Source organism: Fundidesulfovibrio agrisoli (assembly GCF_022808715.1).
Taxonomy (GTDB): Bacteria; Desulfobacterota; Desulfovibrionia; order Desulfovibrionales; family Desulfovibrionaceae; genus Fundidesulfovibrio; species Fundidesulfovibrio agrisoli.
Window position 1 is genome coordinate 85850 of record NZ_JAKZKX010000010.1, and the last position, 17605, is coordinate 103454.

10 protein-coding genes and 1 riboswitch are annotated in these 17605 nt (G+C 66.7%); of the genes, 1 reads left to right on the plus strand and 9 read right to left on the minus strand.

Annotated features, from left to right (window positions below; translation table 11 throughout):
* Positions 1–147: 147 nt before the first annotated feature.
* Complete coding sequence (locus tag MLE27_RS09430; protein WP_243311815.1) at positions 148–2856, minus strand: bifunctional diguanylate cyclase/phosphodiesterase; 2709 nt, start codon at positions 2854–2856, stop codon at positions 148–150.
* Between the two features lie 507 nt (positions 2857–3363).
* On the opposite strand from MLE27_RS09430, the gene MLE27_RS09435 reads away from it, so the two are divergent.
* Positions 3364–3669: a hypothetical protein gene (locus MLE27_RS09435; RefSeq protein ID WP_243311816.1), complete on the plus strand. Its 306-nt coding sequence runs from the start codon at positions 3364–3366 to the stop codon at positions 3667–3669.
* Between the two features lie 78 nt (positions 3670–3747).
* Here the strand turns inward: MLE27_RS09435 and MLE27_RS09440 are convergent, their stop codons facing one another.
* The 8 genes from MLE27_RS09440 to groES all read right to left on the minus strand — a co-directional run bounded on the left by MLE27_RS09440 (position 3748) and on the right by groES (position 17380).
* Positions 3748–5688, minus strand: coding sequence for a methyl-accepting chemotaxis protein (locus MLE27_RS09440; RefSeq protein ID WP_243311817.1), 1941 nt, complete (start codon positions 5686–5688; stop codon positions 3748–3750).
* Between the two features lie 489 nt (positions 5689–6177).
* Entirely contained in the window at positions 6178–8172 is a 1995-nt protein-coding gene (locus MLE27_RS09445; protein ID WP_243311818.1) for an APC family permease, read from the minus strand.
* A gap of 179 nt (positions 8173–8351) precedes the next feature.
* Positions 8352–8485: riboswitch (cyclic di-AMP (ydaO/yuaA leader) on the minus strand.
* Positions 8486–8555: 70 nt separating this feature from the next.
* Complete coding sequence (locus tag MLE27_RS09450; RefSeq protein ID WP_243311819.1) at positions 8556–11744, minus strand: efflux RND transporter permease subunit; 3189 nt, start codon at positions 11742–11744, stop codon at positions 8556–8558.
* Positions 11745–11756: 12 nt separating this feature from the next.
* Positions 11757–13193 carry an efflux RND transporter periplasmic adaptor subunit gene (locus tag MLE27_RS09455; protein ID WP_243311850.1) on the minus strand — a complete coding sequence of 479 codons (1437 nt, stop codon included), beginning with the start codon at positions 13191–13193 and terminating at the stop codon, positions 11757–11759.
* Between the two features lie 73 nt (positions 13194–13266).
* The gene (locus MLE27_RS09460) at positions 13267–13704 is read right to left on the minus strand and encodes a hypothetical protein (protein WP_243311820.1); all 438 of its coding nucleotides are present in this window, start codon (positions 13702–13704) and stop codon (positions 13267–13269) included.
* Positions 13705–13712: 8 nt separating this feature from the next.
* The gene (locus tag MLE27_RS09465; protein WP_243311821.1) at positions 13713–15167 is read right to left on the minus strand and encodes a TolC family protein; all 1455 of its coding nucleotides are present in this window, start codon (positions 15165–15167) and stop codon (positions 13713–13715) included.
* Between the two features lie 242 nt (positions 15168–15409).
* Complete coding sequence (groL, locus tag MLE27_RS09470) at positions 15410–17047, minus strand: chaperonin GroEL (protein ID WP_243311822.1); 1638 nt, start codon at positions 17045–17047, stop codon at positions 15410–15412.
* A gap of 45 nt (positions 17048–17092) precedes the next feature.
* On the minus strand, positions 17093–17380 hold the full coding sequence (gene groES / locus MLE27_RS09475; protein ID WP_243311823.1) for a co-chaperone GroES: 288 nt from the start codon (positions 17378–17380) through the stop codon (positions 17093–17095).
* Positions 17381–17605 lie beyond the last annotated feature (225 nt).

Consider the following 17605-nt stretch of genomic DNA (forward strand, 5'->3'; position numbering starts at 1 on the left):
CGTAGACGGCCAGGGATTATGGAAGTTTTCTATAAATAATTCTGTCTTCCGGGGGATTGTTTGTCAATGAGGCCTCGCAGCCCAAAGCCGCGAACGGCAGGAGGCGTGATGAAGCCTGCGCGGCCCCGGCTCCGGCCGAGCCCATCCTCAGGAAAGCCCCTCCAGCGGCTCGCTCTCCCCGCCTTGCCCCTCGTACCCGTCTGACAACAATCCATCCGCCAGCAGTTGTTCGGGCGGCATGGGCCTTGCGAAATAGTATCCCTGCCCGATGCGGCAGCCCAGCGCCTTGAGGGTGCTGAACTGCTCGATGGTCTCGATGCCTTCGGCCACGACCGACAGCCCCAGCGACTCCGACATGGCGATGATGGCCTGGGTGATGGCGCGGTCGTCCGGGCTGCGGTCCACCTCCATGATGAACGAGCGGTCGATCTTGAGCTGGTTGATGGGGTAGTGGCGTAGCGACGACAGGGAGGAGAAGCCCGTGCCGAAGTCGTCGATGGCGACCTCCAGCCCCATGTCCCGGAAGGCGGTCAGGGCCTGCTGCACCTCCTGGCGGTCGGACATCAGGGCCGTCTCGGTCAGTTCGATGGCCAGCAGCCGGGGCGGGATCCCGTGGCGCTTGAGGATGCGCTCGATCATGGGCTGGACGTCACCTCGCCGGAACTGGCTGGGCGAGAGATTGATGGCCACCTGCGGCGGAGCGAGCCCCGCCTTCAGCCAGGCTGCTATCTGGGCGGCGGCCGTATCCGCGACCCACTCCCCCAGGAGGTCGATCAGCCTGCTCTTCTCGGCCTGAGGGATGAAGCGGCCGGGGAGAATGCACCCCTCCACGGGGTGCTGCCAGCGCACCAGGGCCTCCAGTCCGACGACCTTGAGCGAATCCATGTCGAACTTCGGCTGGTAATGCAGCAGGAGTTCGCCATGTTCGATGGCGCGGGGCAGCCCGGTCTCGATGTTCAGTTGCTCGTTCACCACCTGCTGGAGCTGGTCCGTGAAGAACCTGTAGGTGTTCTTGCCCTGGTCCTTGGCGAGGTACATGGCGGTGTCGGCGTTCTTGAGCAGGCTCAGCGCGTCGGCCCCGTGCTCTGGGTAGAGCGAGATGCCGATGCTGGCCCCGGCGTATATCTCCTGGCCGCCCACCCTGATCGGGCGGGTCAGGGCTTCGCTGATGCGCCGCGCGGTCTTGTCGGCGATGGCCCGGTCCGCGTTGTGGAGCAGCATGGCGAACTCGTCGCCGCCGAAGCGGGCGATGATGTCCGTGGCGCGCAGCAGCTCCCGCAGGCGTTTGGCCAGCTCCCTGAGCAGCTCGTCGCCGGTGGAGTGCCCCAGGGAGTCGTTGACGATCTTGAAGTTGTCGATGTCGATGAAGGCCACGGCGAAGCGCCCGCCAGTCGCGGCGCAGCCCTCGATGGCCTGCTGGATGCGGTCGTTGAACAGGGTCCGGTTGGGCAGCAGGGTCAGCTCGTCGTGGGTGGCCAGGAACTCGATGCGCCGTTGGGTGCCCGCGATCTTCTTGATGTCCGAGAACACGCCGATATAGTTGAGCGGCTCGCCCCGGCTGTTGTGAATGACGTTGATGCTCAACCATTCAAGGTAGATAGTGCCGTCCTTCTTGCGGTTCCAGATTTCTCCCTGCCACCAGCCCCTTGTGTTGATGCTGTCCCACATCTCCTTGTAGAATTTCTGGTCATGCCGCCCGGAGGCCAACTTGCGGGGCGTTTCGCCCACGATTTCATTGTGGGTGTAGCCGGTGATGCGGCAGAAGGCGTCGTTGACGGTGAGGATGGTGGTGTCCACGTCCGTGATGCAGATGGCCTCCCCGGAGCGGTCGAAGACGTTGGCCGCGAGCTGCAACTGGCGCTTGGCCCGCTCCCGGTGGCGCAGATTGTCGATGATGAGCGCCGCGAGGATCAGCAGGATCACGGAAACCGACGCCACCACGAGGATGACGGTGTTGCGGACCTGCTCGAAGGGCGAGAACACGGACTCCACCGAGCGCCCGCTGACGAAGGTCAGCCCGTACAGGGGGAGCCTGTAGAACCCGAAGACCCGCTCGATGCCGTCGATCTGGGAGGCCCGCCGGAAGTTGCCGCTCATGGGCGGGGCCGGCACCAGGTAGGGCGTGTCGGTGATGGTCCCGCCGAAGATGTTGTCCGTGGTGGAGGCGCGCGCCAGCAGCACGCCGTCGTCGCGGACGATGTCCACCACGTCCTTCTCGTCCAGGCCCAGGCTCCAGAAGAAGTGGGCGAAATAGTCGGGGTCCACCGAGAGCACGATCACTCCCGCCAGCTTGCCGTCGCGCACGATGCGCCCCGAGAACTGGATGGACCACTTGCCGGAGACGCGCCCAAGCACGGGCTTGCCGATGAAGATCGGCTTGCGCGGGCCGGAGAGGTGGGCCTTGAAGTGCTCCCGGTCGGCGATGCTCACCGGTGCGGCGCCCAACTGCGTGGAGGAGTAGGAGACCAGGCCGTCCGGCTCCGCCAGGGATATCTGGAAGGCCAGGTCGTCGATTTCGGTGCGCAGCCGCTGGGATTCGTCGATGAACCGGGCGTGGTCCGGAGTCCAGGCGCGGTCCAGCACCTTGAGGACCATTTCGATGCGCTTCACCGTGGAGAGCATGTGCTCGGCCAGGATCCTGGCGAGGTTCTTCGTCATGGTCTCGGCGGCGGCCCGGGCGTCCTGCTCGGCCCGGGACAGCTCCCAGAGGGTCGCCCCCCACAGCGCGGCCAGCAGGCAGATGAAGAAGACGGCGACAGTGGCCCGCGAATGCCACCTGCGGGGCTGGCCTGCGCCCGTGGCCTGCCTGCCGCCTGTCTGCGCGTCTCTCGTGGGATATTCTTGGGTGTTGGTCATCTATGGGAACCGTAAAGGTGCTGGTAAACGGTACAAAGCAATTATACGCCTCACGATGCGGTCTTGTAAATGATTCTTGCCCCTTTGGAAAAGCGGCGCTGTCGAATCATCCCCGACTGTAAAACAGGAGTGGAATTGTCTTGATTGAAGCAGGCGAAAAAGATGCGGCAGGCATTTCCCCAGCCTAAGTTGGCCGGGCCGCGCACTCCGGGGCGTATCCCGGCGGGGGGGGGGGAAGGCCCAGCCGGGTGGGACGCCGCGAGAGTCATCCGGGTGTGGAAGCACGTGGGATGGGGCTCCAGCCTTGTGTCCCCAACGGGGTTGGCGCGCAGCCCCCGTGCGAAGTGCCTTGGGCGTCAGGAGCGGCGCGCCCCTTCGACTGCTGACGGCACAAGGCCAGAGTGCGGGGCGTCATCCCCGGCGTAGCCCGGCGCGGCCCTTCATGGTAGTCTTGAGTCTAGGCGGGAGGCCGGTGCGGCCAATTGTTCGACCCGCGGGAGGCAGCCGATGGACGACGCCGATATCGTGGAGCTTCAGGCCCGCAGCGTGGCCTATTATTCGCCCGGGGATGAGGAGGCCTTCTTCGAGTGGCTGGACAGGATCGAGTGCGTGGAGGGCGGCTCCGGGAGCGGCGACACGCTCTACATCTCGGTGGACAGGGCCGAGCTGGACGAGGAGTGCCTCACCGAATTGCTGGCGCTGTTCAGGCGCTACGGGGTGGATCTGAAACAGTTGCGCGTCTTCGACAGCGAGGAGTTCGCGTCCTGGTTCCGCAACCCCGAAGCCTTTTGGTACGCCGAAGTGTTCGGCTAGAGGCCAGGCTGGCCCGGGGCGCGCGAGCGCGTTCCCCGGGCCTGCATGGCAAGGTTTTCGCCTGCCGGAGCGGCGTCCTCAGCCGGAGTGCTTCCCGCCAGGGAGCCCGCGGCGTGCCTGCGGGCGGGACGCGCCCTCGTCCTTGAGCTTGAAGAAGCTCACCGTGGAGAGCAGCTGTTCGGCCTGGCTGGAGAGCTCCTCCGCGGTGGAGGCCATCTCCTCCGAGGCGGAGGCGTTCTGCTGGACGACCTGGTCCAGCTGCTGCACGGCCTTGTTGATCTGGCCCGCGCCGTTGTTCTGTTCGCGGGAGGCGGCGGATATCTCCTGGATGAGGGCGGCGGTCCTGCGGATATCGGGCACGATCTCCCTGAGCATCTCCCCGGCCTTGTCCGCCACGGCCACGGATTCCGCCGAGAGGGCCGATATCTCGGTCGCGGCCCGGCCCGAGCGCTCGGCGAGCTTGCGCACCTCGGCCGCCACCACCGCGAAGCCCTTGCCGTGCTCGCCCGCGCGGGCGGCCTCGATGGCGGCGTTGAGCGCCAGCAGGTTGGTCTGCCGCGAAATCTCCTCGATGATGGAGATCTTCTCCGCGATCTGCTTCATGGCCCCCACGGTCATGGTCACGGCCTGGCCCCCGGCCTCGGCGTCCTGCGCGGCCTTCAGGGCCAGGGCCTCGGTCTGGGTGGCGTTTTCCGCGTTGTGCTGGATGTTGGAGGCCATCACGTCCATGGAGGAGGAGACCTCCTCCACGCTGGCGGCCTGCTGCGAGGCCCCCTGTGAGAGCGTCTCCGAGGTGGCCGAGAGCTCCTGCGCGCCCGAGGCCACGTTGCCAGCTCCCTCGATCACCTCGCTCATGACTTCGCCCAGGCGTTGGGTCATCTCGCGCAAGGCGGCGGCGAGCATGCCGATCTCGTCCTTCTGGTCCACGTCCAGGTCCTGGCTCATGTCGCCCGCGGCCATGCGTTCGGCGAACGCCACGCCTTTGCGCACAGGGACCACGATGCCCCGGGCCAGCAGCACGGCGAGCGCGATGGCCAGCGGCAGGGCCACGGCCGTGGCCGCGATGATGGTCGAGCGGGTGTTGGCGGCGGCCTCCAGCATGGCCTCGTCGGTCATGATGTGGGCGCTTATGGCGTCCTTGGTCTTGTCCAGAAGCTCCTGGACCTTCACCAGGTTGGGGATGGTTTCCGTGGAGTAGGCCTTCTTGGCCTCCTCGGCCGTGAGCATCCTGGCGTTGTGCCAGCCCACCACGCCGGTGATGGAGGCCAGGGCCAGGCCCGCCTCCTTCTCGGTGACGTCGCGGAAATACTGCTTGGCATCGTTGTTGCGGCCTTCGCCCAGCAGGGCGTTGATGCGGACCACGCTCTCGTGCAGGCGCTCGTGCGGGCCGAAGACCGCGGTGATCTGCTTGTCGAACTCGGGGTCGGCCTGGCGCAGCGCCGCCATTTCATCGGAGTAGAGCCACTTGCCGAGCCCGCATTTGTGCGGGTCGGACTCCACCTCCACCTTGCGGCTGGCCTCGTCGGCCAGGGCCTTGAGCACGGCGTTGCTCCACTTCAGGTGGTCGGCCAGCTTGTCGCGCAGGAACCCGCCCAGCTCCGGGTTCACCGGGACGAACTTCTCCTTGATGGTGGCGGCGGAACGATGCAGCCCCTCGTGGTAGCGCTCGATCTCGGCCAGCAGCGGCGCGATGGCCGGCACAAGCTTTTCGGCCTCCTTGCGGCCCTCGCCGTAGTACCATTTGCCGAAGGCGCACAGGCGCGGGTTGAGCTGCACCTCCAGCGTGGAGGCCTTGGAGCTGTTCAGGAACTCGCTGAGCTTGCTGGCCCAGTTCAGGTGGTCGACGATCCTCTGCGTGAACTCCCCCCTCAGTTTGTTGCCCACGATGACGATCTTGGCGTCGTCAACGATCGAATTGACTCCGGTGATCGAGATCACGCTCGCGGTGAGCATGAAGAATATCACCGCGCCGAAGCCGATGGCGAACTTCCATTGGATCCTAACATCCTTCCAACGCATCAGTTTCCCCCCCCTGAGATACGAAAGGCGTGATGTTGCACAAGGCCATATGGATCAACGGCGCGGGATGAAGAAACACGAAGTCATCAGGCACCGATAGTGGAATCGGAAGCTGCTGTTGCAACTTTAGAACGCAAGGCCGCCCGGCTTGCGGCAACGCACAAGGGCGCAAGAAGGGATGCGGCGGCCCGCGTTCCCGTATGCCGGGCATCGTCGGGAAGAGGGAAGCCGCAAGGGCAGGCCGGGAGCCGGGCTCCGGCGGAGCGCCGCCGGGGTGGAGCATCAAGGGCCGCGCTGACGGCCATGCCGCCAATCCCGCCGGGCGGGAGCGGCCCAGGCCGCGCTCCGGCTCAGGCCGATAGCGCCGAAGAGCCGGCGGCAGTTGGTAACCGCCACGATTTGCACCACATTTTTCCGAATTTGTCCAGGGGCTCCGGGTGGCCCCGCCGGACGGCGCCCGCCCGGGGCGGTCCGGCAGGGCCTCGCGCCCTATTCGGCCGGGATGGCCTCCCGCAGGGCGATGGGCATGATCATGAAGGGGATGCCCACCTTGTAGATCTGGCGTTGCAGACTGAAGACCACGTAGTTGTGCAGCATGCGGGTCAGCAGGGTCTCCTTCTCGAACACCAGCTGCCCGCCGAAGAACACGCAGCGGGGGAAGCGCTCCTTGATGACCGGGGCCAGCTCGAGGATTTCGTGCACCACGTCCGTGCCCACTGCCCAGTGGGCCTCGGCGTGGAACCCGCGCGAGAGCGTCAGGGCGATGTATTTGTCCATGCTGGAGCGGATGGTCTGCTTGAGGCGGTCCAGCTCGGCGTGGTCGCGCATCACCTGCACGTCCACCACGCCCACCTGCAGGAACACGTAGTTCTTGAACTCCTCCCCGTGCAGGCGCAGCACGTTGGTGAGGGTGTGCAGCCCAAGCCCGTTGTATCCGTTCACCAGGATCACGGCCGTCTTGGCATCCGTATCCTCGGCGGGGGCGGCGGCCGGATCGGGGGTGGGGCTGCCGACGGACTCCACCAGGGTGTCCAGGGCGCGTATCTGCTCCCAGGTCTCGTCGTAGTGGCGCTTGATCTTCAGCGCCAGGGCGGCCAGGGCGGCGGTGATGAGGATGGTCAGCCAGCCGCCCTCGAAGAACTTGACCACCACCACCGAGGCCAGGATGAAGGCCGTGAGCCCCAGGCCAAGGCCGTTGAGCATAAGCCCCTTGAACCACCTGCCCCCGCCGTGGCGCTCCTGCCACCAGTGGCGCACCATCCCCATCTGGGAGAGCACGAAGGTGATGAACACGTTGATGGAGTAGAGCACGATCAGGAAGTCCACCGAGCCCCGCGAGATCAGCATCAGCGCCAGGGCCGAGCCGCCCATGAGCAGGATGCCGTTCTGGCTGACCAGGCGGTCCGAGAGCATGGAGAAGCGGGTGGGGAACCAGCGGTCCAGCGACATGTTGGCCAGCACGCGCGGCCCGTCCAGGAAGCCCGCCTGCGCGGCCACGAAGAGCAGCAGCGCCTCGGAGGCCAGGGTCACCCAGACGAAGCCCGTGCCCAGGGGCGCGGGCCACGAGACGGTAAGCGCCTCGAACAGGACGGCGTTGAGGGTCTTGCCCTCCTGGTGGCGCACGTCGAACAGCAGGTAGGCCAGCATCAGGCCCGTGACGGTCACCGCCAGGGAGACGGCCATGTAGGCCATGGTGCGTTTGCCCGTGCGCACCTTGGGCTCGCGCAGGATGGGCAGGCCGTTGCTCACTGCCTCGATGCCCGTGTAGGTGCCCGCGCCCATGGTGTAGGCCCGCAGGATCAGCAGGAACATGCCCATATAGCCCAGTTGGGTGTGCGCGGCGGAGGCGTCCTGGGCGATGTGGGCCACCAGCTCGGGGCCTTGGGCAGCGTGGGTTCCCAGGGCGTAGCCCAGGGCGATGACGTGGGTGACCACGAAGGTCATGAAGATCGGCACCAGCACCGTCACCGATTCCTTCACCCCGCGCAGGTTGAGCAGCGTGAGCAGCAGCACGCCCGCCACGGCCGTTTCCAGCTTGTAGGGCGCGAAGGTTGCCGGCAGCGAGCTGAACACCGCGTCCGCGCCGGAGGCGATGGAGATGGTGATGGTCAGCACGTAGTCGATGAGCAGGGCGCAGCCCGACACCATGCCCACCCTGGGGGAGAGCAGCCGGGAGGCCACAAGGTAGCCGCCGCCGCCCGAAGGGAAGAGCTCGATGATCTGCGAATAGCTGGCGGAGATGATGAGGATGGTCACGGCCGTGCCCAGGGCCACGAAAACCGCCAGGAAGGTGTGTTCGCCCAGGGCCAGGAAGGCCTCCTCCGGGCCGTAGCAGGATGAGGACAGGCCGTCCGCGCCCAGGCCCACCCAGGCGAAGAAGGCCATGAGCGACAGGTGGTGGAAGATGGAGGTGTCGCCCAGGTTGAGGCTTTCGCCTATGAGGGCGTTCTTGACGCGCTTGCCGACGGACGCACGCTGATCCATGACCAGGCTCCTTGCCGATCCTTGCGGGATCGGGCCGAGAGCGGATGTCAGCCAACGGGCGCGCGTCGAGAATCAGACCGGGATGTCGTGGGGCGCCCATCGGCAAACACAACAGGCGCGCGGCGCGGCGGTTCGCTCGGCCACAGAACGCGGGCAGAGCCTCGCCACCGGAATGGAAAGGTTCTCCCCCTCGACGCCTGCGAGGTTAGCTGACGGGCTCGGGCCGAGGAAGTTGCCCTACGCCTTGCGGCGATACGCCCCGGGATTTTGGGTCCCCCGCTTCCGCTTTTGCGGAACTCGGCGATTGATTCGCGCCAGATACGCCCGGCATGCCCCCCTGGCAAGGGGGGGACGATTACAGTTTTGGAAACGTTTCCGGGCGGCTACCCCCTGGGCAGCCCCCGGCCCTTCCAGAGCGCGAAGATGGCCGGATACAGGAGCAGCTCCAGGATGGTTGAGGTCACCACGCCGCCGATCATGGGCGCGGCGATGCGCTTCATCACGTCCGAGCCCGCGCCCGTGGAGAACATCACCGGCAGCAGGCCCGCCAGGATCACGGCCACGGTCATGATCTTGGGGCGGATGCGCTTCACCGCGCCGTGCTCCACGGCCTCGCGCAGGTCCGCCTGGGTCTTGAGGCGGCCCTCGTCCCGCCACTGCTTGTAGGCCAGCTGCAGGTAGAGGAGCATGACCACGCCCGTCTCAGCGTCCAGGCCCGCCAGGGCGATGATGCCCACCCACACCGCGATGCTCAGGTTGTAGCCCAGCAGGTAGAGCAGCCAGAATGAACCCACCAGGGAGAAGGGCACGGCCAGCAGCACGATGCAGGTGGAGGCCAGGGACTTGGTGTTGATGTAGAGCAGCATGAAGATGATGAAGATGGTCAGCGGGATGACCATCTCCAGCCGCTCCTGGGTGCTGACCAGGTTCTCGTACTCGCCGCTCCAGACAAGGCGGTACCCGGCAGGCAGCTGCGGCAGCACGGCCTCCGCCACGGCCTTTTTCAGGCCGTTGACGTAGCCGCCCACGTCGGAGCCGGTGAAGTCGATGTAGACGTAGGCCGTGGGCATGCCGCCCTCGCTCTTTATCATGGAGGGGCCGTTGGTCACCTTCACGTTGGCCAGCTCGCCGAGCGGCACCTGCAGCATCCTGCGCGGCGCGGGCGGAACGCCCATCCTTGGCCTGGCCTCCTCGCCGCCGGGGCCTGCGCCCTGCACCGGAACGAGCATGGCCTTGATGGTCTCCACGTCCTGGCGCAGCTCGCGCGGGTAGCGCACGTTCACGGGGTAGCGCTCCCGGCCCAGGATCACGGTGGTCAGGTTGCGCCCGCCCACGGCGGACTCGATGATGTCCTGCACGTCGGCCACGGTGAGCCCGTAGCGCGCGGCGGCCTGACGCTTCACGCTGATGTCCAGGTAGTAGCCGGTGTTGACCTTGTCCGCGAACACGGAGCGGGTGCGCGGGTCGCGCTTGACCACCTCCTCCAGTTTGGTGCCGATCATCTCGATCTCGGCCAGGTCCGGCCCCAGGATCTTGATGCCCACCGGGGTGCGGATGCCCGTGGAGAGCATGTCGATGCGGGCCTTGATGGGCATGGTGAAGGCGTTGACCACCCCCGGTATCTGCAGGCGGGCGTCCAGCTCGGCCTTGAGCTTCTCCACGTTCATGCCCGGGCGCCACTGGGCCTCGGGCTTGAGGTTGATGACCGTCTCGAACATCTCCATGGGCGCGGGGTCCGTAGCGGTCCCGGCGCGCCCGGCCTTGCCGAACACCTGGGCCACCTCGGGCACCGAGGCCAGGATGGAGTCCTGCAGCTTGAGGAGCTTCCCGGCTTCGGCGATGGAGATGCCGGGCATGGTCACGGGCATGTAGAAGAGCGTGCCCTCGTAGAGCGGGGGCATGAACTCCGAGCCCAGGCGCGTCACGGGCCAGACCGTGGCCGCCATGACCAGCACGGCCAGCAGGATCATGGTCTTCTTGAAGCGCAAGGCCAGCAGCACGAAGGGGTGGTAGATCAGGCGCAGCACGTGGCTGAGTGGGTTCTTGTCCTCCGGGCGCACTGTGCCCCGGATGAAGAGCGTCATGAGCATGGGCGTGAGCGTCACGGCCAGGAAGGCCGAGAAGAGCATGGCGAAGGTCTTGGTGTAGGCCAGGGGCTTGAACAGCCGCCCGGCCTGCCCCTGGAGCGTGAACACGGGCAGGAAGCCCACGGTTATCACCAGCAGGGAGAAGAACAGCGAGGGCCCCACCTCCTGCGCGGCCTCCAGGATGACCTCCACGCGGGAGCCGGGCCTGCCCGCGTGCTCCCACTCCTCCAGCTTCTTGTGGGCGTTCTCCACCATGATGATGGCCGCGTCCACCATGGCGCCGATGGCGATGGCGATGCCGGAGAGGCTCATGATGTTGGAGGTCACGCCCAGGGCGTTCATGCAGATGAAGGAGATGACGATGGCCAGCGGCAGGGTCAGGATGATGACCAGGGCGCTTGGCAGGTGGAACAGGAAGACCACGCACACCGCGCTCACGGCCACGGTGAGTTTGACGATCTCCTCCGTGAGGGTGGAGATGGCCCTGTGGATCAGGTCGGAGCGGTCGTAGGTGACCTCGAACCTTACGCCCGGCGGCAGCGATGGCGCGACCTCGGCTATCTTGGCCTTCACCCTGTCGATCACGGAGAGCACGTTCTCCCCGAAGCGCACCACCACGATGCCCCCCGCCACCTCGCCCCGGCCGTCAAGGTCGGCAAGGCCCCGGCGCATCTCCGGCCCGAGGCTCACCTGGGCCACGTCCTTGAGGAAGACGGGCGTGCCCCGGTTGTCCGTGCCCACGGAGACGCTCTCCAGGTCCGCCAGGCTCTTCACGTAGCCGCGCCCGCGCACCATGTACTCCGTGCCGGACATCTCCACCACGCGGCCTTCCACGTCGTTGTTGGAGAGGCGCACGGCCTCCAGCACCTTCTGCAGGGGCAGGCCGTAGCCGAACAGCCGCCCCGGGTCCACGGTGATCTGGTACTGGCGCACGAAGCCGCCCAGCGAGGCCACCTCGGAGACGCCGGGCACGCTCTCCAGGGCCAGCTTGACGTTCCAGTCCTGCAGGGAGCGCAGCTGGGAGAGGTCGAGCCGCCCGGACGTGTCGACCAGCGCGTAGGAGAAGCCCCAGCCCAGGCTGGTGGCGTCCGGGCCGAGCACGGGGTTCACGTCGGCCGGTATCTTGGCGCGCACCGACTGCAGGTATTCCAGAACCCGCGAGCGCGCCCAGTAGATGTCCGTGCCTTCCTTGAAGATCACGTAGATGAAGGACGAACCCAGGAAGGAGAAGCCGCGCACCGCCTGCACGCCCGGCGCGGCCAGCAGCGAGGTGACGATGGGGTAGGTGACCTGGTCCTCCACCAGGTCGGGGCTGCGGCCCTGCCACTCGGTGTAGACGATGACCTGCGGGTCCGAGAGGTCCGGGATGGCGTCCAGGGGCGCGCTGCGCATGGCCCACACGCCCCACAGCCCCAGCGTGGCGCACATGATGGTCACGATGAGCCTGTTGCGGCCCGAGAACCCGATGATGCTCTGGATAATCATGGCTGCCCCGGGCTAATGGTGGTGATGCTCGCCGCCGCTGCCGCTCTTGAGGCGCGTTTCGGCGTCCAGGAGGAAGTTGGCGGAGGAGGCCACCTTGGTGCCGGGGGCCAGGCCGGAGAGAATCTCCACGAAGCCGCCGGAGCGGATGCCGGTGGTCACGTCCTGGGGCTCGAAGTTGTTGGGGCTGGACTCGTAGTAGACCACCTTGCGCAGGCCCGTGTCTATGATGGCCGACTCGGGCACGGCCAGGCGCTGGCCCAGGTCGGTGCCCATCTGGATCTCGGCGTACATCTCGGGGCGCAGCAGGCCCTTGGGGTTGGGCAGCACGAAGCGCACCTTGGCCGTGCGGGTGTCGGCGGCGATCACGGGGTAGATCTGGGCCACCTTGGCCGTGAGCGGCGGGCCGGAGACGCCCGTGAGGGTGATGAGCGCGGCCTGGCCCTCCTTGAAGAAGGGCAGGTTCTCCTCGTAGACGTCGGCCAGCACCCATACGGTGCTGAGGTCGGCCAGGTCGTAGAGCTTCTCGCCCGGGGCCACCTGCATGCCCAAGGTGGCCTGGCGGGAGATCACGTAGCCGTCCACCGGGCTTGTGAGCACGTAGTCGCGCGAGGGCTTGCCGGTCTTCTCAAGCTGGGCTGCCAGGCCGCCCGCGTCCAGCAGGGCCAGGCGCTGCCTGGCGGCGGCGAGCAGGGCCTGGCTGTCGTTTGCGAGCATGGCCGCGTATTCGCCCCCGCCTTCCGTCGAGGCTTTGGGCTGGGCGCTCCTCCAGCGCAGCAGGTTCAGGTACTCCAGCTGCGTGGCGTAGACCTCGGGGCTGTAGATGGCCAGCAGGGGCTGGCCCTTTTTGACCATCTGGCCGGTGTGGTCCACCATGAGGCGCTCCACGTAGCCTTCGGCCTTGGTGGTCACGGTGGCCAGGCGGGTTTCGTCCGGCGCCACGCGCCCCGTGGCCCGGATGATGGTCTTGAAGGGGCGCATGGCCGCCTGGGTGACGGTGACGCCGATGAGCTTGGCCTGTTCGGGGGTGAGCATGGCCATGGGGGGCATCGTTCCGGAGGCCGGAGGCGCTCCGTGGCCCTCGTGCCCTGAAGACGCCGGCGCGGCAGGCGCGCCGTGCCCGGCGTGGCCCTCGTGCCCGGCGGACGCGGCCGGTGTGGCGGGAGCCGCCGGTGCGCCATGGCTGGAATGATCCATGCCAGAGGTTGGGGCCGGGGCGGGCTGCTGCACGCTCTGGCTTCCGGAGGACATGTCCATGCCGGGCATGGAGTGCCCGGCGTGCCCCTGCTGCGGCGCTTGTGGCGGAGCCTGCGGCCCGGCCGGGGCCGGGGCGCCGTGCCCGGAGTGGTCCATCCCGGCCATGGAGCCCGTCCCGCCCGGTTGGGCCGGGGCCTGGGCCAAAACTCCGCCCGGCAACGCCAGCGCGGCGGCCAGGCAGGCCGCCAGCAACACGTCCTTCAACGTCGGTCCCGCCGTGGATGGCAACGCCCGCATGTCTCTCCCCCGCGCCTTGTGGTTCCGGCTGCTATTGCTGGCCCTGGTTCATCTTCATCATCTCCTCGGGCGACATCTCCTTCATCTGGCCGGGCTGGCCAGGCTGGCCAGTCTGGGATGGCTGGGCCTGCCCGTGCGCCCCGTGCTGGGCGTGGCTGGCGGGCATGGCCTGCATCTGCTCGGGCGACATCGCCTTCATCTGCTCAGGCGTCATCTGCTCCATCTGCTGGGGAGTCATAGCCTTCATCTGCTCGGGGGTCATGTGGCGCATGAGCTCCGGCGGCATGTTGTGGATCTCCTCCGGGGTCATCTGGCGGACCTCCTGCGGGGTCATGGCCTTCATCTGCTCGGGGGTCATCATATGGCCGGAGCCGCCGTGCCCGCCGTGCTGCATCTGGGCCTGGGCCACGCCGCCCAGGGCGATCAGGGAGGCCGCGGCAAGAGAGAGGATCAATTGCTTCGATTTCATGTTCCACCTCATTTCAATTTGGCCGGGGCGTTGCGGGCGCCCGTCGCTGCGTCCCCGGTGGGAGGCTGCGCGGCGTCCCCGCCCTCGTCCAGTGGTTTAGGGATGTTCAGCCCGTCGGAGAAGCCCGCCAGGCTCTCCAGCCTCGCGATGGCCTTCTGCTTCTCGGACAACTGGATCCAGTACTGCACTTCGTAGTCCAGCACGGCCTTGAGCCGGGCGACCACGGCGTAGATGTCGCCCTTGCCTCCGGCGTAGTTCGCGGCCGCGAGCTGGAAATCCTGCCGGGTCTTGGGCAGGGTTCCGCCGGCGAACAGCTCGCTCAGCTTCTCGGCGGACTGGAGCATGGAATAGTTCTCACGGATGGAGGAGGCCACGAGGTTCTTGCCCGCCTCAAGGTCGTAGCGGGACTCGGCCAGGTCCGCCCGGGACTCCTTGAGGCCCTCGGCCTGTTTGACGAAGAAGTACAGCGGCACCGTCACGGAGACGCCCGCGCTCCACATGTCCTGCCATTTCTGCTTGATGCCGGCCGGGCCGAGCAGCTCCGAACCGTCCGGGCCGGTGACCGACTGGGGTTCCTGCGCGATCCTCCAGCCCTTCTGGGAGTATCCGGCCGAGAGGGTCACGTCCGGCACGAACTCGGCCTTGGCCTGGGAGACCTTGGCTTCGGCCCGCTCCACCTTCTTCATCCGGGCCTTGGTGTCCGGGGAGTCGAAGGATGCCTTGACCAACAGGTCCTCCAGGCTGCGCTTGTAGGGGGCCTTGGAGGGCTCGGAGGGCTTGGCCAGGGGGGAGTTGACCTCCCTCCCAAGCATGGAGTTGAGCATGCCTTCCAGGGTGGAGAGGCGCTGGCGGACCATCTGCTCCTTCTCCTTGAGCATGTACTTCTCGGTCTGGGCCATCACGGCGTCGCGCTGGTCGCCCAGGCCGGAGGCGTAGCGGGCCAGCGCGGCCTTCTCCACCTGATCCAGAAGTTTGGCCTTGTCGTCGAGTATCTCGAGGGTGCGGTGCGCGGTGAACAGGTCGTAGTAGAGCTCCTTGACCCGGGCCACGGTGGAGAGGCGCAGGGCGTGCAACTGCAGGCCCAGGGTCTCCATCTCCTTCTCGGCAACGCGGCCCTTCTGCACGAGCTTGCCCGGGAAGGGCACGGTCTGGGAGACGCCGAAGGCCCACACCGAGTCGTAGGAGTTGCCGAAGGTGTACTGGCTCAGGCCCGTGTTGGTGTACCCGGCGGAGACCGAGGGGTCGGGCAGGGCCTTGGCCTGGGGGATGCGGTGCCGGGCGGAGGTGACGCGCTGCTGCCCGGCGCTCAGCTCGGGGTTGTTCTTCAGGGCTTCGCCCACCAGGGCGTTCAGGTCGAGCGTCTCGGCGGCCTGCGCCGGGGGGATGAGCAGGAGGGCGCAGAGGGCCGCGCAGCAGGCCAGCTGCAGGGCGGTCGGGCGAAGCGGGGCGGGCGTCTTGGTCATGGCGTAATCCGCGTTGGGGTGAAGCCGGGGAATAGAAAAGATAGTTAGGGCATCCACGGGATTATTGCAATGACAAGCGGGAGAATACCGCATGTTGATCGATGCATCGAACCTCGGCAGGGCGTGCGCCCCGGGGGGCGGCGGAGCGCCTGGCCGAGCCGCCGGCGGGCATACCGCCCGCAACGAAAAAGGCCCCGGACCGTGCGGTCCGGGGCCTCGTCAATGCGGGGACGGGGCGTTGTCTAGTACATGCCGCCCATGCCGCCCATGCCGCCGGGCATGGGGGGGGTGTCCTTCTTGGCTTCGGGCTTCTCGGCGATGGCGCACTCGGTGGTGAGCAGCAGGCCGGAGACGGAAGCGGCGTTCTGCAGGGCGATGCGGGTGACCTTCTTGGGGTCGATGACGCCGGCCTTGATCAGGTCTTCGTACTCGCCGGTGGCGGCGTTGAAGCCGTAGCCTTCCTTGCCGTCGCGCACCTTGGCCACGACGATGGAGCCTTCGAACCCGGCGTTGCCGGAGATCTGGCGCAAGGGGGCTTCGCAGGCGCGGCGGACGATCTCGATACCAGCGGTCTCGTCGTCGTCGGCGGCCTTGACCTTCTCGAGGGCGGTCAGGCAGCGCACCAGGGCGACGCCGCCGCCGGGGACGATGCCCTCTTCGACGGCCGCGCGGGTGGCGTTCAGGGCGTCCTCGACGCGGGCCTTCTTCTCCTTCATCTCGGTCTCGGTGGCCGCACCGACGTTGATCACGGCGACGCCGCCGACGATCTTGGCCAGGCGCTCCTGGAGCTTCTCGCGGTCGTAGGAGGAGGTGGTCTCTTCGATCTGGGCGCGGATCTGCTTCACACGAGCCTTGATGGTCTCGTTGTCGCCGGCGCCGTCGATGATGGTGGTGTTGTCCTTGTCGATGATGACGCGCTTGGCGCGGCCCAGGTCGGTCAGGGTCAGGCTTTCCAGCTTGATGCCCAGATCCTCGGAGACGGCCTGGCCGCCGGTGAGGATGGCGATGTCCTGCAGCATGGCCTTGCGGCGCTCGCCGAAGCCGGGGGCCTTCACGGCGCAGACCTGCAGGGTGCCGCGCAGCTTGTTGACCACCAGGGTGGCCAGGGCTTCGCCCTCGACGTCCTCGGCGACGATCAGCAGGGGCTTGGCCATCTTGGCGACCTGCTCGAGCACGGGCAGAAGGTCCTTCATGGAGGAGACCTTCTTCTCGTTGATGAGGATGAAGGGGTCGTCCAGCTCGACGACCATCTTCTCGGGGTCGGTCACGAAGTAGGGGGAGAGGTAGCCGCGGTCGAACTGCATGCCCTCGACGACGTCCAGGGTGGTTTCCAGGCCCTTGGCTTCCTCGACGGTGATGACGCCTTCCTTGCCGACCTTGTTCATGGCCTCGGCAATGATGTTGCCGATGGTGGCGTCGGAGTTGGCGGAGATGGTGCCGACCTGGGCGATCTCCTTCTGGTCGCGGGTGGGCTTGGCGAGCACGCCCAGCTCTTCCACCAGGGCCTCCACGGCCTTGTCGATGCCGCGCTTGATGGCCATGGGGTTGCGGCCGGCGGCCACGAGCTTCACGCCCTCGTTGAACACGGCCTGGGCCAGGATGGTGGCGGTGGTGGTGCCGTCGCCCGCGACGTCGGAGGTCTTGGAGGCGACTTCCTTCACCATCTGGGCGCCCATGTTCTCGAACTTGTCCTCAAGTTCGACTTCCTTGGCCACGGTGACGCCGTCCTTGGTGATGATCGGGGAGCCGAAGCTCTTCTCGATCACGACGTTGCGGCCCTTGGGGCCCAGGGTCACCTTCACGGCGTTGGCGAGCTTGTCAACGCCCCTTTTCAGCTTCTCGCGGGCCTTGGCGTCGTAAAGAATCTCTTTAGCGGACATATGTGTCTCCTTCTTGAGGATGAATGGTTCGGATGAAGCGGAAACTTAGTCGATGACGGCCAGGATGTCGTCCTCGCGCATCATCAGGAACTCTTCGCCGTCGATCTTCAGCTCGGTGCCGGCGTACTTGTTGAAGAGCACCTTGTCGCCGTTCTCGACGGACATCTTGGCGCGCTTGCCGTCGTCGCCGATCTTGCCGGGGCCAACGGCGATGACTTCGCCGCGCATGGGCTTTTCCTTGGCGGAATCGGGGATGATGATGCCGCCCTTGGTCACCAGTTCTTCTTCGAGGCGCTTCACGAGAACGCGGTCGTTGAGGGGTTTGAGCTTCATAGCGGATAAACCTCCGGTGGAATGTGCGTTTTTGCGTCGTTGCTAGCACTCTGCGTTGGCGAGTGCTAACGACGGCAGCGTAATAGGGCAATTCAGGGGAAATGCCAATACCCTTGGACGCAAAAAATCGACACGTCCGGCCGTTTGTCAAGGAAGAGGGCGAAAAAAAACCGACATTTCCCGCGCAAACAAGGAACCATGCGGCCTGCGGGGCGGGTCCCGCTG